This is a genomic window from Dysgonomonadaceae bacterium zrk40, assembly GCA_016916535.1.
In the GTDB taxonomy this organism is placed as follows: Bacteria; Bacteroidota; Bacteroidia; order Bacteroidales; family Dysgonomonadaceae; genus Proteiniphilum.
Window position 1 is genome coordinate 2,775,574 of sequence record CP070276.1, and the last position, 17,328, is coordinate 2,792,901.

General features: G+C 51.6%; 13 protein-coding genes. 11 read left to right on the forward strand and 2 right to left on the reverse strand.

Annotated elements, in window-relative coordinates:
* Window positions 1-109 precede the first annotated feature (109 nt).
* From JS578_11445 to JS578_11465, 5 genes are all read left to right on the forward strand, one after another.
* On the forward strand, window positions 110-4,486 hold the full coding sequence (locus JS578_11445) for a translocation/assembly module TamB domain-containing protein (protein ID QRX63460.1): 4,377 nt from the start codon (window positions 110-112) through the stop codon (window positions 4,484-4,486).
* Between the two features lie 6 nt (window positions 4,487-4,492).
* On the forward strand, window positions 4,493-6,787 hold the full coding sequence (locus JS578_11450) for a BamA/TamA family outer membrane protein (protein ID QRX63461.1): 2,295 nt from the start codon (window positions 4,493-4,495) through the stop codon (window positions 6,785-6,787).
* A 561-nt stretch (window positions 6,788-7,348) separates the two neighbouring features.
* Window positions 7,349-7,969: a hypothetical protein gene (locus JS578_11455; protein ID QRX63462.1), complete on the forward strand. Its 621-nt coding sequence runs from the start codon at window positions 7,349-7,351 to the stop codon at window positions 7,967-7,969.
* On the forward strand, window positions 7,966-8,259 hold the full coding sequence (locus tag JS578_11460) for a transcriptional regulator (protein QRX63463.1): 294 nt from the start codon (window positions 7,966-7,968) through the stop codon (window positions 8,257-8,259). The genes JS578_11455 and JS578_11460 overlap by 4 nt, the downstream gene beginning before the upstream one ends.
* 71 nt (window positions 8,260-8,330) lie before the next feature.
* A complete protein-coding gene (locus JS578_11465; GenBank protein QRX63464.1) occupies window positions 8,331-9,431 on the forward strand; it encodes a hypothetical protein in 1,101 nt (366 codons plus the stop codon).
* Here the strand turns inward: JS578_11465 and JS578_11470 are convergent.
* Window positions 9,428-10,621: an MFS transporter gene (locus JS578_11470; protein ID QRX63465.1), complete on the reverse strand. Its 1,194-nt coding sequence runs from the start codon at window positions 10,619-10,621 to the stop codon at window positions 9,428-9,430. The genes JS578_11465 and JS578_11470 overlap by 4 nt on opposite strands.
* A gap of 8 nt (window positions 10,622-10,629) precedes the next feature.
* Window positions 10,630-12,258 carry a SulP family inorganic anion transporter gene (locus JS578_11475; protein QRX65007.1) on the reverse strand — a complete coding sequence of 543 codons (1,629 nt, stop codon included), beginning with the start codon at window positions 12,256-12,258 and terminating at the stop codon, window positions 10,630-10,632.
* 198 nt (window positions 12,259-12,456) lie between these two features.
* Between JS578_11475 and JS578_11480 the strand changes: the two genes are divergently transcribed.
* The 6 genes from JS578_11480 to JS578_11505 all read left to right on the forward strand — a co-directional run bounded on the left by JS578_11480 (window position 12,457) and on the right by JS578_11505 (window position 17,305).
* Window positions 12,457-12,777: a winged helix-turn-helix transcriptional regulator gene (locus tag JS578_11480; GenBank protein QRX63466.1), complete on the forward strand. Its 321-nt coding sequence runs from the start codon at window positions 12,457-12,459 to the stop codon at window positions 12,775-12,777.
* 21 nt (window positions 12,778-12,798) lie between these two features.
* On the forward strand, window positions 12,799-13,245 hold the full coding sequence (locus JS578_11485) for a hypothetical protein (protein ID QRX63467.1): 447 nt from the start codon (window positions 12,799-12,801) through the stop codon (window positions 13,243-13,245).
* 17 nt (window positions 13,246-13,262) lie between these two features.
* Window positions 13,263-13,961, forward strand: a complete 699-nt coding sequence (locus JS578_11490; GenBank protein QRX65008.1) for a sulfite exporter TauE/SafE family protein — start codon at window positions 13,263-13,265, stop codon at window positions 13,959-13,961.
* A 47-nt stretch (window positions 13,962-14,008) separates the two neighbouring features.
* Window positions 14,009-14,242, forward strand: a complete 234-nt coding sequence (locus JS578_11495) for a TM0996/MTH895 family glutaredoxin-like protein (GenBank protein QRX63468.1) — start codon at window positions 14,009-14,011, stop codon at window positions 14,240-14,242.
* Window positions 14,243-14,393: 151 nt separating this feature from the next.
* The gene (locus JS578_11500; GenBank protein ID QRX63469.1) at window positions 14,394-15,902 is read left to right on the forward strand and encodes an IS5 family transposase; all 1,509 of its coding nucleotides are present in this window, start codon (window positions 14,394-14,396) and stop codon (window positions 15,900-15,902) included.
* Between the two features lie 59 nt (window positions 15,903-15,961).
* Window positions 15,962-17,305: a permease gene (locus JS578_11505; protein ID QRX63470.1), complete on the forward strand. Its 1,344-nt coding sequence runs from the start codon at window positions 15,962-15,964 to the stop codon at window positions 17,303-17,305.
* Window positions 17,306-17,328: the final 23 nt, after the last annotated feature.

Genomic DNA, 17,328 nt, shown 5'->3' on the forward strand with positions numbered 1-17,328 from the left:
TTCGTATCATTGCAACAGAAACAAATCAAGTCCTGAACCCTCAATTGGTTCCATCACATTGGTAAAGAAAACAGCCCGCATACTCGCGATCATCGTTGTAAGTGTTATATTGGTTAATATCATACTCTACATCGCATTGAGTGTTCCTGCTCTCCAGAAGAAGGCTGCGGGCATCGCCATCGGCAAGCTGAAACCGATGATCGGAACGGAGGCATCACTTGAGGGGATCCGTATCAAACTGTTCAACACGGTAGAACTGAACGGCCTATACCTGGAGGATCAGCAACAGGATACATTGCTCTATGCCGACAGGATAGCTGTGCGCATTCATGCACTGGAGCTGCTGAAAAAAAGGGTCTACGTACAGAAAGCTGGACTGGAGAATCTGGTGGCAAACGTGCATCGTCCGTCTCCCAACGAACCATTTAACTTTCAGTTCCTTATCGATGCATTCGCCTCCGAAAAAGATACTGTGAAAGTTGAAAAGAGCAAGTGGCGCATTACGGCTGAGGAGCTTTTGATCAAGGAGGCATCGCTCCATTACCATGTGGATTCGGCTCCCACTACCCCGGGACAGTTCAATGCGAACCACATCGACCTGCACCACTTCAATTTCAGGGGTAATGCGGATTTTGAAAGCATAGAAAAAATGCAGGCAGAGGTCGCATTGATGGTATTCACAGAGGTGAATGCCGGATTAACTCTTTACAACCTCAAGGCCTCCGTTGTGGGAAAGGGTACCAGGATTGAGAGTGATGGACTGCAGCTCCATCTCAACAATACTGAGCTCGAGGTGTCTGATGCCTCCTTCGACCGGAAGAGCCAGGCGTTTGCCGTGAAAGCCCAGAGTGAAAAGAGTGACCCAAGGGATATTGCTATCTTCTCTTCCAGATTGTTACATCTCCACAAACCAATCTCTTTTGACCTGAAAGCCGAGGGCGAACTCCCGGAGGCAACCGTTGATGAGTTCCTTTTCCGTTACGGAGCGGATACCCACATCAACTTCACCGGTAAGATTGAAGATTACCGTAATTTTGAACGGAGCGACCTTCAACTGTTGATTAGCGATCTCTCTGTGTCGCAGGAGGACCTTGAGTCTTTTATCCGTATAGGGCCTCCCGGTTTTGCATCGCCACAGCAGCTGTTGGCGCTAGGAGACATGGATCTCCGCTTGAAGGCCGATGGCCGGTTGAACAGTTTCCGTTATGAGGGTTCCGTCTTAACCGAACAGGGTGAGGTGAGCATGAACGGCAGGGGGGCAATCCGCAACGGTTTCAAGCTGATGACCTTCGAGGGGCCGGTGCGGGCTGATGAGATTCGTCTGGCAAATATCCTTGGTGAGAAGACCGGCCTGGGGGATGCATCCCTTTCGTCAGAAGTGAAGCTGACGATTGAGCCGTCACTGGTTACCGTGGATGCCAATGGCACCCTTGAATCGGCTTATTATAAGGGGTATCATTATACCGGGGTCAATTTTGCAGGCAGCTACAGCGGTGACAATGTCACGGCACAGATCAGGCGCGAGGGTGAACGCAACACGCTGGATTTAATGGGTGACATCACCTTTGGTGAGGAATTGCGTTTCGACGTGGAAGGAAGCGTCGATCAGCTTGACCTGCGTCCTTTTCTCATGATGGATCATTGGAAAGATCCGAGAGTGAGTCTTACCCTCGACGGTGAGTTTACAGGTCGCACGATCGACGAGATGGTAGGTACACTGGTGATCGACAACACATCATTGAGTGACAGCAATTTCATCTATAACCCCGGTCCCATCTACCTACAGGCTTTGGGCGACAGTGGTGAGGGGAAGAAGCTGCAGATTTATTCCTCCTTCCTGGAGGCTGAGATGAGTGGCGATTACTATTTCTCCAGCATCGGACGTGAGCTGATGCAGGTGCTGCAACCTCATCTTCCCTCCCTGATTACTGCACAGGATCAATCCGTGACACGGAATAACAATTTCCAGTTGGACCTGCTGATAAAGAACACCGAAGATCTCTCCTTTGCCTTTGGCTTACCGGCTTATAACGTAGAGCATGCCACATTGAAGGGCACGGTAAATATGGCGGCTGATGAGCCATTGCTGATTGAGGGCTATCTGCCGCGACTGATGATGGGCAACAGTGATATCCGTGAGACTCGTCTGGACTTGCGGACGAACGTCTCAAACGGCATTGGTCTGAATGTGAACAGCTACCTGGTGCAGGATAACGGTTTCATCAATGCCCGCCTTGACAGCGATGCCGCAGGCAACAAGCTTGATAACCATATTTTTATCGATCTCGAACAGGGTAAAACCAACGCGGAGGGGGAGATATGGATCTCTATGGATTTCATGCGTGATGAAGCCGATCAGCTTGCCTCCGATATCCGGATACACCCCACCAGCCTTATGTTCAATGGTAAGAGGGTGGATGTAAACGATGCAGCCATCACCTATCGAAAGGATCGGATCACCATCGATAACTTCGGATTGAGGGAAGATAACATGTTGCTGCTGGGTGTCGAGGGTGTTGCTTCGAAAAATGAGGCCGAATATGTAAGGGTCTTCTTCAACAACACTGAGCTGGCAAACATCCTTGCAGCATTCAACATATCACAATTTGCCGGTTCCATCAATGGTGATATTTATGTGCGGCAGATGCTGGAGAGCCCGATGGTGCATACCGAGGACCTGCGGATTGAAAATATCACCGTCAACAATGATACCATCGGTACCTTCACCATTGAAGCCAACTGGGACAACCTTTACTCCGGTCTTGACCTGAATGCTTACCTCGTCAACGGACAGAAACAACTGCTCGATCTCAAAGGTTATGTTCCCCTTGGTGAGAAGAGTCCCCTGCCGATGAATGTCAACCTCCATATTCAGGAGTTTGACCTGAAAGCTGTTCAACCACTTACCACTAACATATTCAGTGAACTGTCAGGTTCGCTTAATTCAGAAGTCACCATTACCGGCAAGCCCTCGGCCCCAATCACCCGGGGATGGCTGGGTATCGACAAGGGTGAGATGAGGGTGGCCTTTACCAACGTTGCCTACTCCATATCGGATACCATCGATATCAACCCTGACAACGTGGGATTGCGCAACCTGGTGATCCGCGACCAGAACAACAACAGCGCCATGGTTAACCTAAACCTGTCGCACGCCAACTTCGGGGGGATGGCTTACAATGCCTCCATCAGGATGAACGACTTCATGTTGCTCAACAATGAGAACCGTACAGATATGATGGCCTACGGCAACCTGCGTCTCTCTGGTGATCTAACCGTAAGCGGTTCCTCATCAGGGATATTCGGTAGCGGGAATCTTTACAGTACCAGCCGTTCGAATGTTACGGTAGTATTGCCTCAGACGGCTCGTGCCACTGAGTACAGCGGCATCGTGTACATCAACACCCCACAGGAGAACGACTCGCTTGCTTTCCTGAAAAAGAACAATGGTGAGAATGAGAAATCCCAGTCGCGCCTCAAATCAGGCATTCCCATCGTAATGCGTGCCACGGTCAACCTCACCCCCATGCTCGAGGCTGCGGTGGTGCTCGACCCAACTACGGGCAACGCGCTTGAAGTGAGTGGTGAGGGAGAGGTAAACGTGGATTTCAATTCACGGTCTACTCCACCGGTACGACTGTATGGTGATTATGTGATCAACAGCGGAAAGTTTCATTACAACCTGCAGAACCTGCGAACAATCGATTTTAACATCCGTGAAGGGAGCCGTCTCACCATGGAGGGCAACCCGCTCAACACACAGTTCAACATCACCGCGTACCTGTCGGTGAAAGCCGACCTTGCAGCACTCAGCCCCACCTTCACAACCGAGCTGGCCAATACCCGCGTGCCGGTGAATGCACTGCTGCATATCCTGGGCGACCTGGAGGCGATGGACTTGCAATACGACATTGAGTTGCCGGAGAGCTCGAACGACATACAGCAACGGGTGAACAGTTTCATCAATACTGAGGAGACCAAGATCCTGCAGTTCGCCTACCTCGCCACTACCGGCAGTTTCATCCCTTCCGAGGGATCACCGGATATGAATTTCGGTCCCTCTGTCTTCAGCCGTTTTGCTGCCAACACCCTCGCAAGGGGGTTGGATGCACTTTTTGCCAGTGCGCTGAGCGATAACTGGTCCATCAGCACCAACCTGGAGTCGGTAGATGGTACACTCGACAATGTGCGCATGGGGGTTGATGTCTCCACCCGTCTGCTCAATGACCGTTTGCGCATCACCACCAACCTGAGCTATGGCGACAACAGTATGTTGGCCACTCAGCAGGCTTTTATGGGCGAGTTTGAACTGGAGTATGACATCAACAACTGGTTCATGATCCGTGCTTTTAACCGTGCCAACGAGCGTTTCTACCGGCGGACACCCACCACGCAGGGCGTAGGGGTGGTGGTGACCAAGGAAGCCCGCTCGTTCCGTGAACTGTTCGATTTTCGTGTGACCAGAAGGAAGGAAGAGAAAGAATAGCGTCTTATGAGGAAATATGTCATTGTCATAATGTCTCTGTTGCTTGTCGCATGTAATGTGACGAAGAAGGTGCCTGAAGGCAGTTATCTCCTGAACCAGGTGAAGATTGAATCGGATGTGAACGGTATAGGGGGCTCTGAACTGAAACCCTATCTGCGTCAGCGCCCCAATTCCTCCATGCCGGTGATTGGCAAGTTCAAACTGCACATGTACAACATCCCCGACAACGACTCCACCTGGCTCAACCGTCAGCTCCTTCGTTACGGTGAAGCTCCTGTGCTCTTCAACGAGCAACTTGCTGAAATCTCAGCCGAGCAGATCCGGTTGCATCTCAACAACAAGGGATATCTCAATGCAGAAGTAGACACTTCCGTGGTGAAGAAGGATAAGAAGGCGGATATCTCCTTCCTTGTTACAGGGAATGAACCGCACCGCATCCGCTCGTTCCGTGACACCATACGCTCAGCCGATACCACCATCCATAACATCCTGCAAAGCAGCCGTAGACCGGAGATTATCAAAGAGGGTGACCTCTTCGATCTGGGGGTATTGGAGGATGGAAGGGAGAACCTGACAACTATCTTGCGAAACAGGGGTTATTACGACTTTGTGAAAGATGATTTATACTTCATGGCGGACACCACGGTGGGCGATCACCAGGTGGATGTAACAATGGCACTGAACAATCCCAGTGACACTACTCGTCATAAGCAGTACACGATTGGTGAAGTAACTGTGATCAACGGTGTGAACGAGGATATGTTGAAAGACTCCACCCGTCACAATCAACTAGACACAATATTATACAGGGGTTTACAGATCATCTCTGAAAAAGAACCTTTCCTCCTGCCAAAGGCGGTCTACTACAACACCTTCATCCGCCCCGGAAGGCTCTACTCCGACAGGATTGTGGAACGTACCTACTCCTCCCTCAATGGCATGGGACCGGTGAACCAGACTGCAATAAATATGCAACGAATGCAACGGAACGACTCAAGCATGATCGATTCGCGCATCACTCTCTTCCCGGGCAACCTCCACTACCTGCAGTTCGGGGTCGATGCTACCAACTCGGCGGGCGATCTGGGGGTGGCCAGCAATGTCACCTACGAGCATCGCAACTTTCTCAGGGGAGGGGAGACTTTCAGGGTGCGACTCAACGCTGCCTATGAGTTTATCCGTCCCACTGATAGTCTCGACCTGTTGGACAACAGTTACTATGAATATGGAGCAGAGGTGTTTCTTTCCATTCCGCAACTGCTGCTCCCCTGGATGTTGAAACGACTTCAGGACCAGCCTTCTGCCTCTACAGAATATGCCATAGGTGCCAATTTTCAAAAACGTCCCGAGTACTTCCGGCAATTCTTCAACCTTTCCACCCGTTTCCAGTGGTCTTCCATGGAGTGGAAGCTGTTGCATGTGCTGGAACCGATGGGCGTCACCTATGTGCGAATGCCCTGGTCGTCGGAACGTTTCAAGGAACTATACCTGAGTGAGGAGGCCAATCCGATTCTGCGTTACAGTTATGATGAGCAACTGATCGTCCGCACTGCTTATAATTTAACCTATACCAATTACAATCGCATCGGCCGACGTGCCATGCCCAAGATACCCTTCCGCATCCGCTCCGGAGTGGAGGTAGCCGGATGGCTGCCCCGCATCGTCACAGGATTGGGTGGGGGTGAGCAGAACAGCCGTGGCTTCTACGAGTTCTTCAAAATCCCCTATGCCGAGTACGTCAAGGGGGATATTGATTTCGCTCCTACCTACCGCATTGATGACCAGCGCACGATTGCTGCCCATGCCGCTATCGGTGTTGCCTATCCATACGGCAACTCAACCATCCTGCCCTTTGAGAAACGTTACTTCGGTGGAGGAGCCAACAGCGTGAGAGGCTGGAGCACCCGTACCTTGGGGCCGGGATCCTACAACAACGATTCCACTCTTTCCGATTTCGGGCGAAGGGTGGGAGACGTGAAGCTGGACTTCAGCGTGGAGTACCGTCGCAAGCTCACCAAATTGATCGAGCTAGCCGGGTTCGTAGATGCCGGCAACATCTGGACCATCCGAGAGTATAGCGAACAGCCGGGCGGCCTCTTTGAGTGGAGCAATTTCTACAAGGAGCTGGCCGTAGCCTATGGCCTGGGAATACGATTCGATCTCAACTTCCTGCTCATTCGTGTGGACGGTGGCATGAAGGCCCACAACCCCGCACTCCCGGTGGGTTCCCGCTGGACCATCTTCAAACCAAACTTTGGACGCGACTTTGCCTTCCATTTCGCCATTGGCTACCCATTCTGATTTTGCTCACAACCGCAAGATCTTCTCCATCTACTTTCCCTTTTCAAACTCTCCACCTGCTTGTCCATCACCCTGATCTATACGGATGAACAGATTGTCTTTTGCCTATATTTGGAGGAGAATCAGCGTGTCCACCTTCTTTGAGGCTGTCTTATATCATCGCATGAGATGACCTTTTTTTGTATTTACATTGTTTTTTTAGAGTAACCCTGTTCAGGACGAGACAAGGCCGAGACAGGGTATTGGGTGCCTCTAGCCTTATTGCACCCTTATTGCACCCTTATATCCACTCCAAGAATTATGGGAGTGGATATAAGGGTGGTATTAACTTAGAATATAAGAAGAGCCTTCAAAAACATGCGAATCGCAATTTCAGGATGAGGCATATTACATAAAAAAAAAGAGACTGCCTCTCTTTTGAGACAATCTCTTACCCTCCGATTTCTTGCCGATCTGAAAATAGGAATACTCTTAATATAAATTAAAAGAGTGTTGTAAACAATTCATTATTTTGCATGTTTAAAGTGTAATGTTTTACTTTGCGGAACAAAGTACTTTCAAATGGAAAAAGAAAAATACCTGAATGATTTGAGTGAGATACGGAAGATCATGAGTCGTTCCTCTCGCTTTCTCTCGCTGAGTGGTTTGTCGGGGGTGTCGACCGGTCTTATAGCGTTGGCAGGGGCATTGCTGGCAGGGCAGTTGGTTTTCAGTCGCGGCAATTATCTCCTGGGGGAGGCGGTGGTGATCAATGACGAAGAGTTGCGGGTTCTGGTGTTGATAGCATGCGGCACCCTGCTGCTGTCGGTAGTAAGTGCCTTGTGGTTTACCCTTCGCAAGAGCAGGAGGGAGAGCCAACGCGTGTGGGATGCCCAGGCCGAAAGGCTGCTGGTCAGTCTGCTGATTCCGCTGATCACCGGAGGCATCGTCTGTGTGATTCTGCTCCGGATGGGATATGTCGGTTTCCTGCCGGCTATGACGCTGCTCTTTTATGGGCTGGCGTTGGTGAACGGAAGTCACTATACCCTCAGTCACATCCGCTACCTGGGTTTGGCGGAGATTATGCTGGGGCTGCTGGCTCTCATTTTTATCGGTCAGAGCCTTTACATCTGGATGCTTGGCTTTGGCCTTTTTCAGATGGTGTATGGCCTGTTGATTCAACGCAAAAGGGGAGGGGTGTGAAGGAGTTTCTGAAAGATCTGGACAAGGCGTTCGAGAACAGGATCCGGCTGGGTATCATGTCAGCGCTGATGGTGAACGAGCAACTCGATTTCACCTCGCTGAAGGAGCTGCTTGGTGTCACTGACGGCAACCTGGCCAGCCACCTGCGCTCACTGGAGAAGAGCAACTACATCACCTTCTCTAAATCATTTCTGGATCGCAAGCCGCTGACCCGTTACAGTGCCACTCCCCTGGGTAAAAAGGCATTCACGAAACACATTCATGCCATTGAAAATCTTTTGCAGTCCTGACCCGGAGTTGAACCAGGTGCAGGCAGAGAGTGATACCAATTTCATAACATCACCTTTATCAGACAATAATTATGGAAACAGATTTAAGTCGTAAGGCAGAGTGGAAAGAGCTGCTGCCAATGCTCGCGGGCTGTCTGCTCGCAGCCCTGCTGGTGAAAATACCACTGCTGGCAGGCTTTGATCCCGACGAGGAGACTTTTTACGCGAAGCATATCGGAATCATCGTCTTTGCCGGGCTGTCGCTCTACATCTACCTTGCAGGGGAAAAGAGAAACTGGTTACAGGGAGTGGTCTCTTTTTTCGTTTTTGCACTTTCGGCACTCTATATCAATCTGCTGCCACCAGCGAAGGATAGAGATACGGTAGTGTTAGCCTACATCCATCTTCCCTTGATGCTCTGGTCCTTCTACGGGTTGCTCTTTATCGGGTTCGACCGGAAAGACCTTGCGCGGCGGGTCGGTTACATCCGCTACAATGGTGACCTGGCCATCCTGACAGCGCTCATCCTGATCGCGGGGGCATTGCTTTCCGGGCTGACCATCGGGCTCTTCTCCGCCATCGACATGCGGATAGAGGATCTCTACATGGAGAACGTCGCGCTGGTCGGTCTCGTGGCAGCCCCCATCGTGGCCACCTTTATCATAAGGAGCTATCCCTCGCTGACAAACAGGATTGCGCCGGTCATCGCCGCGATATTCAGTCCCCTTGTGCTGCTCACGCTCCTGATTTTTCTCGTTGCGGTTGTGGCGACCGGGAAGGATCCCTATTCCGACCGGGAGTTCCTGTTGATATTCAATCTGATGTTATTGGGAGTGACAGCGATCATCGTTTTCACGGTCACAGGCATGTCGCACCGTAAGCGGCAGCGGTTCAGCGAGTGGATTCTCTTCTTGCTTTCGCTCGTCACCATGGCCATCGACCTGATCGCCTTGTCGGCCATCCTCTACCGCCTCGGTGAGTATGGCTTCACTCCCAACCGGACAGCGGTGCTGGGTGCCAACCTGTTGGTACTGGTCAACCTGATTCTCATGACGGTCGACCTCTGGAGGGTACTGTTCAAGGGGAAGGAGATCCGGCGGGTGGAGCTGACCCTTGCCCGTTACCTGCCCCTTTACGCCCTGTGGACAGTGATTGTAACCTTCCTCTTTCCGTTGCTCTTCGGATGGCGTTAAGTTGTTCTATTCACTTTCATCAGCAGGCTGACCAAAAAGACCACCACCGTCAGCAGGGCTGCCGAGAGCATGACATGGCTTATTGAGAATTTGGTATCGAGCAGGGTTCCCAGTACCGGGGGGCCGGCGGCGGTACCCAATACCATGATGGTGGAGAGATAGCTGCGCACCTGGCCCAGCTGGGCGATGCCGTACACCTCCGCCTGCACTGCAGTCTTTATGGTGCTGCCCAATCCCGACGAGATCCCCAGCAATCCGTAGAAGAGCGGGAAGATCCACTTGTTGTCGAACAATGTCATCGCGGTGAATCCTGCCAGGGCTGGCAGGAGGTAGTATGGGAAGAGCCGGATGCCGCTGTAGCGGTCGATCAGGTCGCCGGAGAAGAAGATGGAGAGACCGTTGAAGATGGCGAAGAAGGAGAAGGAGAAGAGCACCCAGGAGGGATCCCATCCCTTCTGCTCCGCGATGGTGTACTGGTATAGCATGATGGCAGTGCTGAGGAAGGGCATCAGGAAGATGTTGGCAGCGATCTGCCAGAAGGTGCGGCTAAGCAAGAAGTGGTTCTTGCCCTCCCTTCCGGAACCATTTTGCGAAGTAGTGACTGCCTTCTCCTTGTCCGGTGTGATGCGTATGATCATCGGCAGCATCAGGAAGAGCGCGAGCAGTGCCAGCAGGATCAGTGAGAGGCGCCAGCTGACCAGTGCACTCACCAACGCGAAGAGGAAGGGCAGGATCAGCTGCGCGGCGGGATGCCCCAGGGAGGTGAAGGCGAGCGCTTTGCCCCTCTCCCTGTCAAACAGCTTGGCAATGCCGGTGGAGGCGGTGTGTGTCATCAGTCCCTGGCCGAAGAGCCTTACCAGGAAGAGGCCTCCCAGCAGCAGGAGAAAGCTGTTGGCAGCGGTAAGCAGGGCGACGGAGAGAATCAACCCGATGAAGATGATCAGGCTGTACCGGCGCAGTGGCATTAGGTCGATGTAGCGGCCGAAGAGGGGAAGGGTGAGGGCTGAGGTGACAGAGATCAGTCCGTACATGCTGCCGAATTCACTGTTGGTGATTCCTATCTCCACGATCCAGAAGGGAACGAGCAGGGAGATGAAAAAGGTCTGCCCGAAGGATGAAAAAAAGTTAAAGAAGAACCCGTAGGACATCAGCAACGGATGATTCTTTAATAGCTTTACCCACTCTTTCATTTGTACTGTTATTTTATCAGTTTCTTTGGATTGTTCACCGGGATCTTGTAAGTGGGGTCTTCCAGCACGTTTACATCAATGATTGCATCAGCGTTGCGCAGCAGCAGTTTGCAGTCGTCGCTGAGATGACGCAGGTGAACCCGCTTACCCTGTTTGCGGTAGCGTTCCGTCACGTTGTTCACCGCCTCTATGGCCGACATGTCGGTGATGCGGCTCTCTCGGAAGTCGATGATCACCTCCTGTGGGTCGTTCAGCGGATCAAATTTCTCTGCAAATGCTTTCACCGACCCGAAGAAGAGGGGTCCGTAAATCTCGTAATGCTTGATGCCCTCCTCGTCTACCCTCTTCCTGGCACGGATGCGCTTCGCATTCTCCCAGGAGAAGACCAGTGCCGAGAAGATGATGCCGGTGAGCACCGCCATCGCCAGGTTGTGAGTCACCACGGTGATCACTGTCACCAGTAACATTACGAAGACATCTGAGACCGGCATCTTGCGGAAGGTGCGAAAGCTGGCCCACTCGAAGGTGCCGATGGCCACCATGATCATCACACCGGTGAGACCCGCCATCGGAAGCTTCTCGATCAAGCCTGAGCCGAACATGATAAAGACCAGCAGCATCAGGGATGCAAAGATGCCGGAGAGTCGGGTGCGGGCACCGGATGAGGTGTTGATCAGGCTCTGTCCGATCATGGCACAGCCACCCATGCCGGAGAGAAAACCGGAGGCTATGTTTGCAGTGCCCTGGGCGATGCACTCCCTGTTACCATTGCCGCGTGTCTCGGTCACCTCGTCGATCAGGTTGAGTGTCAGTAAACTCTCAATCAGTCCCACCCCCGCCAGGATGGCTGCATAGGGTAGTATCAGCATCAATGTCTCCCCGTTAAACGGGATCTGCGGTATTCCGAAGGGCGGAAAGCTCCCCCGGATGGTCTCCCCCGGGTTCAGAGTGTCAGCCACCGTGGTGGTAGGGATCCCCAGGAAGATCACCAGTGTAGAAACCACCACAATGGCCACCAGTGAGGCGGGCACCGCGGTGGTGTAGCGTGGCAGCTTCCATATGATCAGGATGGTCAGCAGCACCAGGCCCACCATCGTGGCCAGCTCCCGCATGCCGCTGCGAAAGAGATCACCCCCGGTGATACCTCCTCCGGAGAAGAGCGATTGCAATGCTGCATTGTTCTCGATGATAGTGGTGAAGGTGGGCATCTGGGAGAGGAAGATGATGATGGCCAGCCCGTTTACGAAGCCGAACATCACCGGGTGGGGCACCAGGCGGATGAACTTACCCAGTTTCAGCAGGCCGGCAGCAATCTGGAAAAGCCCCCCCAGCACCACGGTTGCAAAGACATATTGCATGATCTCCGCACTGCCGATACCCGGCGTTGCCGTTTTCAGTTCAGTGATCAATCCCAGAAAGATCACTGCGATGGCACCGGTGGCACCCGAGATCATGGCGGGTCGTCCCCCGAGGATGGAGGTGACAAGACCCATCACGAAGGCAGCATAAAGGCCGGTGAGAGGTGAGAAGCCTGCGATCATGGCGAAGGCGATCGCCTCCGGTACAAGAGCGACCGCAACGGTCAGTCCCGATAAAATCTCTGTTTTATAGCTGACTCCCTTGTTGGAGCCCAGCATGGCGGAGAGTGAATAACCCATCTGTCAGTCAGAATTAAGGGGAGTGTAAACTGCTCCCCGATGTGAATGATAACCTAAAAACAGCTGCAAAGATACGAAAAAAAGAGAAAAAATCAGTTCGTATATTTGCGAATTGGCAATCTGTTCGTATATTTGCGAACTGTAATGTTTTACTCAATCGAAACAGAAACAATTAATATGTCAAAACAACCCTTTACAGAAGATCAGATGCAGTTGGCTCGTATCGCCAAGGCGCTGGCCCATCCGGTGCGCATCGCCATTTTGCAGATGCTGGCCGGTCAGAGTTGCTGTTACCATGGCGATATGTCGGAGGTGATCCCGGTAGCCAAGAGCACCCTTTCGCAACACCTCAACGAGTTGAAAGAGGCAGGGTTAATACAGGGTGAATTTACACCTCCAACCATCAGGTACTGTATTAACCAGGCCAACTGGGCGGCGGCGCGGGAGTTGCTGGGTGGCTTTATTGACCATGTAGCCAAGGTTGAGAGTTATTGTTAGAAACCAACAAATATCAATCCGATGAAACAAATTCTCTTTCTGATTTTATCCGCTTTTCTGTTGATTTCCTGCGGAAGCGGGAGCAGCAAGCAGGCGGGAACCAGTAATCCTGCCGCCGAGAGAGCGGCTGATCATTCAACAGAACAAACAGTTACACCTGCCGATCCTTTAGTGGTTTATGTCTATTATTTTCACGGATCACAACGCTGCAAGACCTGTATCGCAGTGGAGAAGGCAGCCCGTGAGTCGGTCGCCGCCATCTATGGTGAGCAGGAGCAGGTCCGTTTTGTCGAGGTGCCGACCGATGATGCCGCCAACAAGGGATTGGTGGAACAGTATGGTGTCACCTGGAACGCTCTCATCGTTGCGAAGGGTGATGACCACGTTGACATCACGCAGAAGGCGTTTGCCAATCCGGAAGGGGTGAGCGGGATGTTGCAGGAAGAGATTGAGTGTAGACTTTCGTAAAAACAGCGCATAACATGATGGAATTTCTGCAGAGTATGACCGAAGCCTCCGGCTGGCCGATGCTCACTGCGTTCCTACTGGGACTGATGACAGCCATCAGCCCCTGCCCCCTGGCTACGAATATCACTGCCACCGCCTATCTGAGCAAAGATATCGATATCAAAAGGCAGGTGCTGTTCAACGGCCTCTTCTATACCTTGGGTAGGATGTTCACCTATACCGCACTGGGCATTCTCTTCTATTTTGGTGCCAGCCAGTTCAGGATTGCATCTGCATTGCAGGGTGTTGGCGGTATCTGGCTCGGTATCGCCTTGCTGGTGATCGGTATCTTCATGCTCGATCTCATCCGGCTGAACCTGCCCGGGGTGGGGAAGATGACTGAGAGGATCGAAAGGAAAAAGGGAAAGAAAACCTTCTGGGATGCATTTCTGCTGGGACTCTTCTTCGCGCTGGCATTCTGTCCCTACAGCGGGATGCTCTATTTCGGCGGGTTGATCCCCATGACGATTGCCTCTGCATCGGGACTGCTACTGCCACCGATATTCGCCATCGCAACAGGGCTCCCGGTGATCATCATCGCCTGGCTGCTGGCATACAGCGTGAGCAATATCGGTAAGTTTTACAACAGGATGAACAGTTTTCAGAAGTGGTTTAAACGTGTGGTGGCAGCACTGTTTATCATGGTGGGCGTTTATTACATTATACAAAACATCTGAGAAAGATTTACAAGGAACAAATTATTGAACGACAAAAAAAATTAATTATGGAAGTATTGGTATTGGGACCCGGCTGCAAGAAATGTGTGTTGACGTACGACGCCATCAAAAAAGTAGTGGAGCAGTCCGGAACTGAGGTATCCCTCCGCAAGGTGGAGGATATCATGGAAATTATGAAGTATAACGTGATGACGACACCCGCGGTGGTGGTCGACGGAGAAGTGAAACTGAAGGGGCATGTGCCCTCCGAAGCGGAGATCAGGAAGGTACTGGGGCTTTAAGCCTCCTCTCAACAGCCATAACGCAACTGAGCCGTCTATATAGGGTCTGCTGAATAATAGATATTTATTCTGAAAATCAGCAAATTAAACGATATAAAATTTGCATAACTGCAAGAAATTGAGTATTTTTACTTCATAAACCTTGCATTTTATGATACGATACAAGAGCTCCAGACAGCTTTCAATATCCGAGTTCAAGATGCCTTTTGAGGCAAAACTGGATGAGAATAACCGGTGGGTTGTTCTTTCAAAAATAGTTCCCTGGGAAGAGTTCGCCCGGCTTTACTACAAGAACTTCAAGAGCAACCGTGGTGCCCCCACCAAGGATGCCAGGCTTGTGCTGGGAGTGATCATCATCAAGCACATCATGAAGACGGACGATCGCGGTGTGATAGAGATGATCCAGGAGAATCCCTACATGCAGTATTTTCTTGGACTCGAAGCTTTCACTTATGAACAGGTAATGACGCCCTCGCTGCTGGTTTCCATCAGGAAACGCATTGATCTGGATGTCTTTGAATCATTGACAGACGATTTAATAAGAAAAGGGTTGAAGCTGAAAGCCGGGACAAAACAAGAAAAGGCTGACACGGTTACGAAGGATGAAGAAGATGATAATGATGACGACCCTGATCCACATCCCGGGAACAAGGGGAAGCTTCAATTGGATGCAACGGTCTGTGATGCGGATATCAAGTATCCCACCGATCTGGATCTGCTGAACGAGAGTCGTCAAAAGGCCGAGGAGTTGATTGATGAGTTGTGTTTAAAACTGGGTATTAAAGATAAACCCCGTACATACAGAAGGGTTGCACGCAAGGATTTTTTGAATGTATCGAAGATGAAGAGAAAACCTGCCAACGTTTTAAGACAAGCGATACGCAAGCAAATCAACTACCTGAAGCGGGATGTACGGACTATCAATGAGATGCTGGACACCATAAAGGATGAACCGGTTCCTTTTAACAGGCGGCAACTGAAATATTTTTTTGTTATCCAGCATCTGCTGGAACAACAGGAGAGCATGTACAAGAAGAAGAGCCATCAAGTAGAAGATCGCATCGTGAGCATTCATCAGCCGCATGTACGTCCCATCGTGCGTGGCAAGGCCAAGGCCAAGACGGAGTTTGGCGCCAAGATCAACATCAGCCTGCTGGATGGATATGCCAGGGTGGATCATTTTGACTGGGATGCCTTTAACGAGGGGCAGGATCTTCAGGCACAGGTCGAACGCTTTAGGGAACTGACAGGGAAATACCCGGAGCTGGTTCAGGTGGATAAGATTTATCTCACCCGGGAGAACAGACGGTTTTTGAAAGAGAAAAGAATCCGCTACACCGGGGAACCACTGGGACGAAAACCGGTAAAAGAGATCAAGAGCAGATACCAAAAACGTAAAGAGCGACGAGAGGCGGCGGAACGCAATCAGGTTGAAGGAAAGTTTGGTCAGGGCAAGCGTGGATATGGTTTAAATGATATCCGCGCCAGATTGGCCACGACATCAAACAGTTGGATAGGGGCTATCATTTTTGTGATGAACCTGATCAGGTACATGAGGGATATTCCCCTTCCTTATTTTGTCTCGTTTCTATCGAAACTGATGAAAGTGAGAAATATAAACATTTATCCAGTCAAGCCACAAATGAAATTGTGTGCCTGATTAGGATTTAATAAGCAGACCCTATATAACTTGCAGTTGTGTTCTTAAAACAGATATCAATGGAATCAAAAAAAGAGTTGAAATACCTGGTCTGGATGGTCCTTATCTTCGGGGTGATCTTCTTTCTGCCCATCGGCAATGAGCGCTTCATGACCGCCATTGACGCCACGCTCGACCTCTCCAAGTGGTACGCGCAGGAGCATGTGCTCCTCTGCCTGCTGCCTGCATTCTTCATTGCAGGGGTGATTGCGGTATTTATCAGCCAGGGGTCGGTGATCCGCTACTTCGGGGCGAACGCGAAGAAGTGGCTTTCCTATACAGTGGCCTCCGTTTCCGGAGCTATCCTGGCAGTCTGCTCCTGTACCATCCTCCCTCTCTTCACCAGTATCTACAAGCGGGGAGCAGGATTGGGACCGGCAGTAGCGTTCCTCTACTCGGGACCGGCCGTCAGCATCCTCTCCATCATCCTCACCTGGAGCATTCTCGGCACGGAGATGGGCATCGCCCGCATGGTCGGAGCCATCCTTTTCTCGGTAGTCATTGGCCTGACCATGGCCTTTATCTACCGCAAGGAGGAGAAGGCAAAGCAGGAGGAGCAGATGAACTTCGAGGCCCCACCGGCCAAAAGGCCGATGTCGCAGACCATGTTCCACTTCTTCACGCTGGTGCTGATCCTGGTGGCTGCCAACTGGGGTGCACCTGCCTCGGGTGACCAATCGAGCGTCTGGTTTCATCTCTACACTTATAAATGGTATATCACCGGCTTCCTAGGGCTGATGCTGGCCTACTCGCTGATAAAGGTATTAAAGATAAAGTGGCAATGGGTATTGCTGGGTGTGGTTGCGACAGCGCTGTCGGCATTCCTTGCCAGTGAGTTCATTTCCAATCCCAGGATGGTGCCACTGGTACCCATGGTGGTGGGCATCGCTGCTCTCTCGCTTGTGACCCTCTTCGACCGGAACGATGAGGAGAACAGGGAGTGGACCCTCTCGGCCTGGGGTTTTGCCAAGCAGATCATGCCGCTGCTGGCCATCGGCGTGGTGACTGCCGGTTTCCTGCTGGGATCGACGCACGACAACGTGGCCATCCCCGGTGTGGTACCCAACGAGTGGATCGAGTGGGCAGTAGGTGGCAATTCGCTATTCTCCAATTTCTTCGCCAGTTTCACCGGGGCATTTATGTATTTTGCCACGCTCACCGAGGTGCCGATCATCCAGGGACTGCTGGCCAGCGGCATGGGCAAAGGTCCTGCACTGGCGCTGCTGCTTGCCGGTCCCTCGCTCTCACTGCCCAACATGCTGGTGATCCGCGGGGTGATGGGTACGAAGAAGACTCTCGTTTATGTGGTGCTGGTGATGATCATGGCCACTTTCACCGGGCTGGTCTATGGCACCTTCTTTTAAAAAACGTCTGCAACACGTTTCAG

Bases quoted from the DNA above. Each gene is read 5' to 3' on its own strand.
- JS578_11480 (QRX63466.1), top strand. From the start codon at position 12,457: ATGTCAAAACAACCCTTTACAGAAGATCAGATGCAGTTGGCTCGTATC.
- JS578_11450 (QRX63461.1), top strand. From the start codon at position 4,493: ATGAGGAAATATGTCATTGTCATAATGTCTCTGTTGCTTGTCGCATGT.
- JS578_11470 (QRX63465.1), bottom strand. From the start codon at position 10,621: ATGAAAGAGTGGGTAAAGCTATTAAAGAATCATCCGTTGCTGATGTCC.
- JS578_11465 (QRX63464.1), top strand. From the start codon at position 8,331: ATGGAAACAGATTTAAGTCGTAAGGCAGAGTGGAAAGAGCTGCTGCCA.
- JS578_11490 (QRX65008.1), top strand. From the start codon at position 13,263: ATGGAATTTCTGCAGAGTATGACCGAAGCCTCCGGCTGGCCGATGCTC.
- JS578_11485 (QRX63467.1), top strand. From the start codon at position 12,799: ATGAAACAAATTCTCTTTCTGATTTTATCCGCTTTTCTGTTGATTTCC.
- JS578_11455 (QRX63462.1), top strand. From the start codon at position 7,349: ATGGAAAAAGAAAAATACCTGAATGATTTGAGTGAGATACGGAAGATC.
- JS578_11475 (QRX65007.1), bottom strand. From the start codon at position 12,258: ATGCTGGGCTCCAACAAGGGAGTCAGCTATAAAACAGAGATTTTATCG.
- JS578_11495 (QRX63468.1), top strand. From the start codon at position 14,009: ATGGAAGTATTGGTATTGGGACCCGGCTGCAAGAAATGTGTGTTGACG.
- JS578_11500 (QRX63469.1), top strand. From the start codon at position 14,394: ATGATACGATACAAGAGCTCCAGACAGCTTTCAATATCCGAGTTCAAG.
- JS578_11505 (QRX63470.1), top strand. From the start codon at position 15,962: ATGGAATCAAAAAAAGAGTTGAAATACCTGGTCTGGATGGTCCTTATC.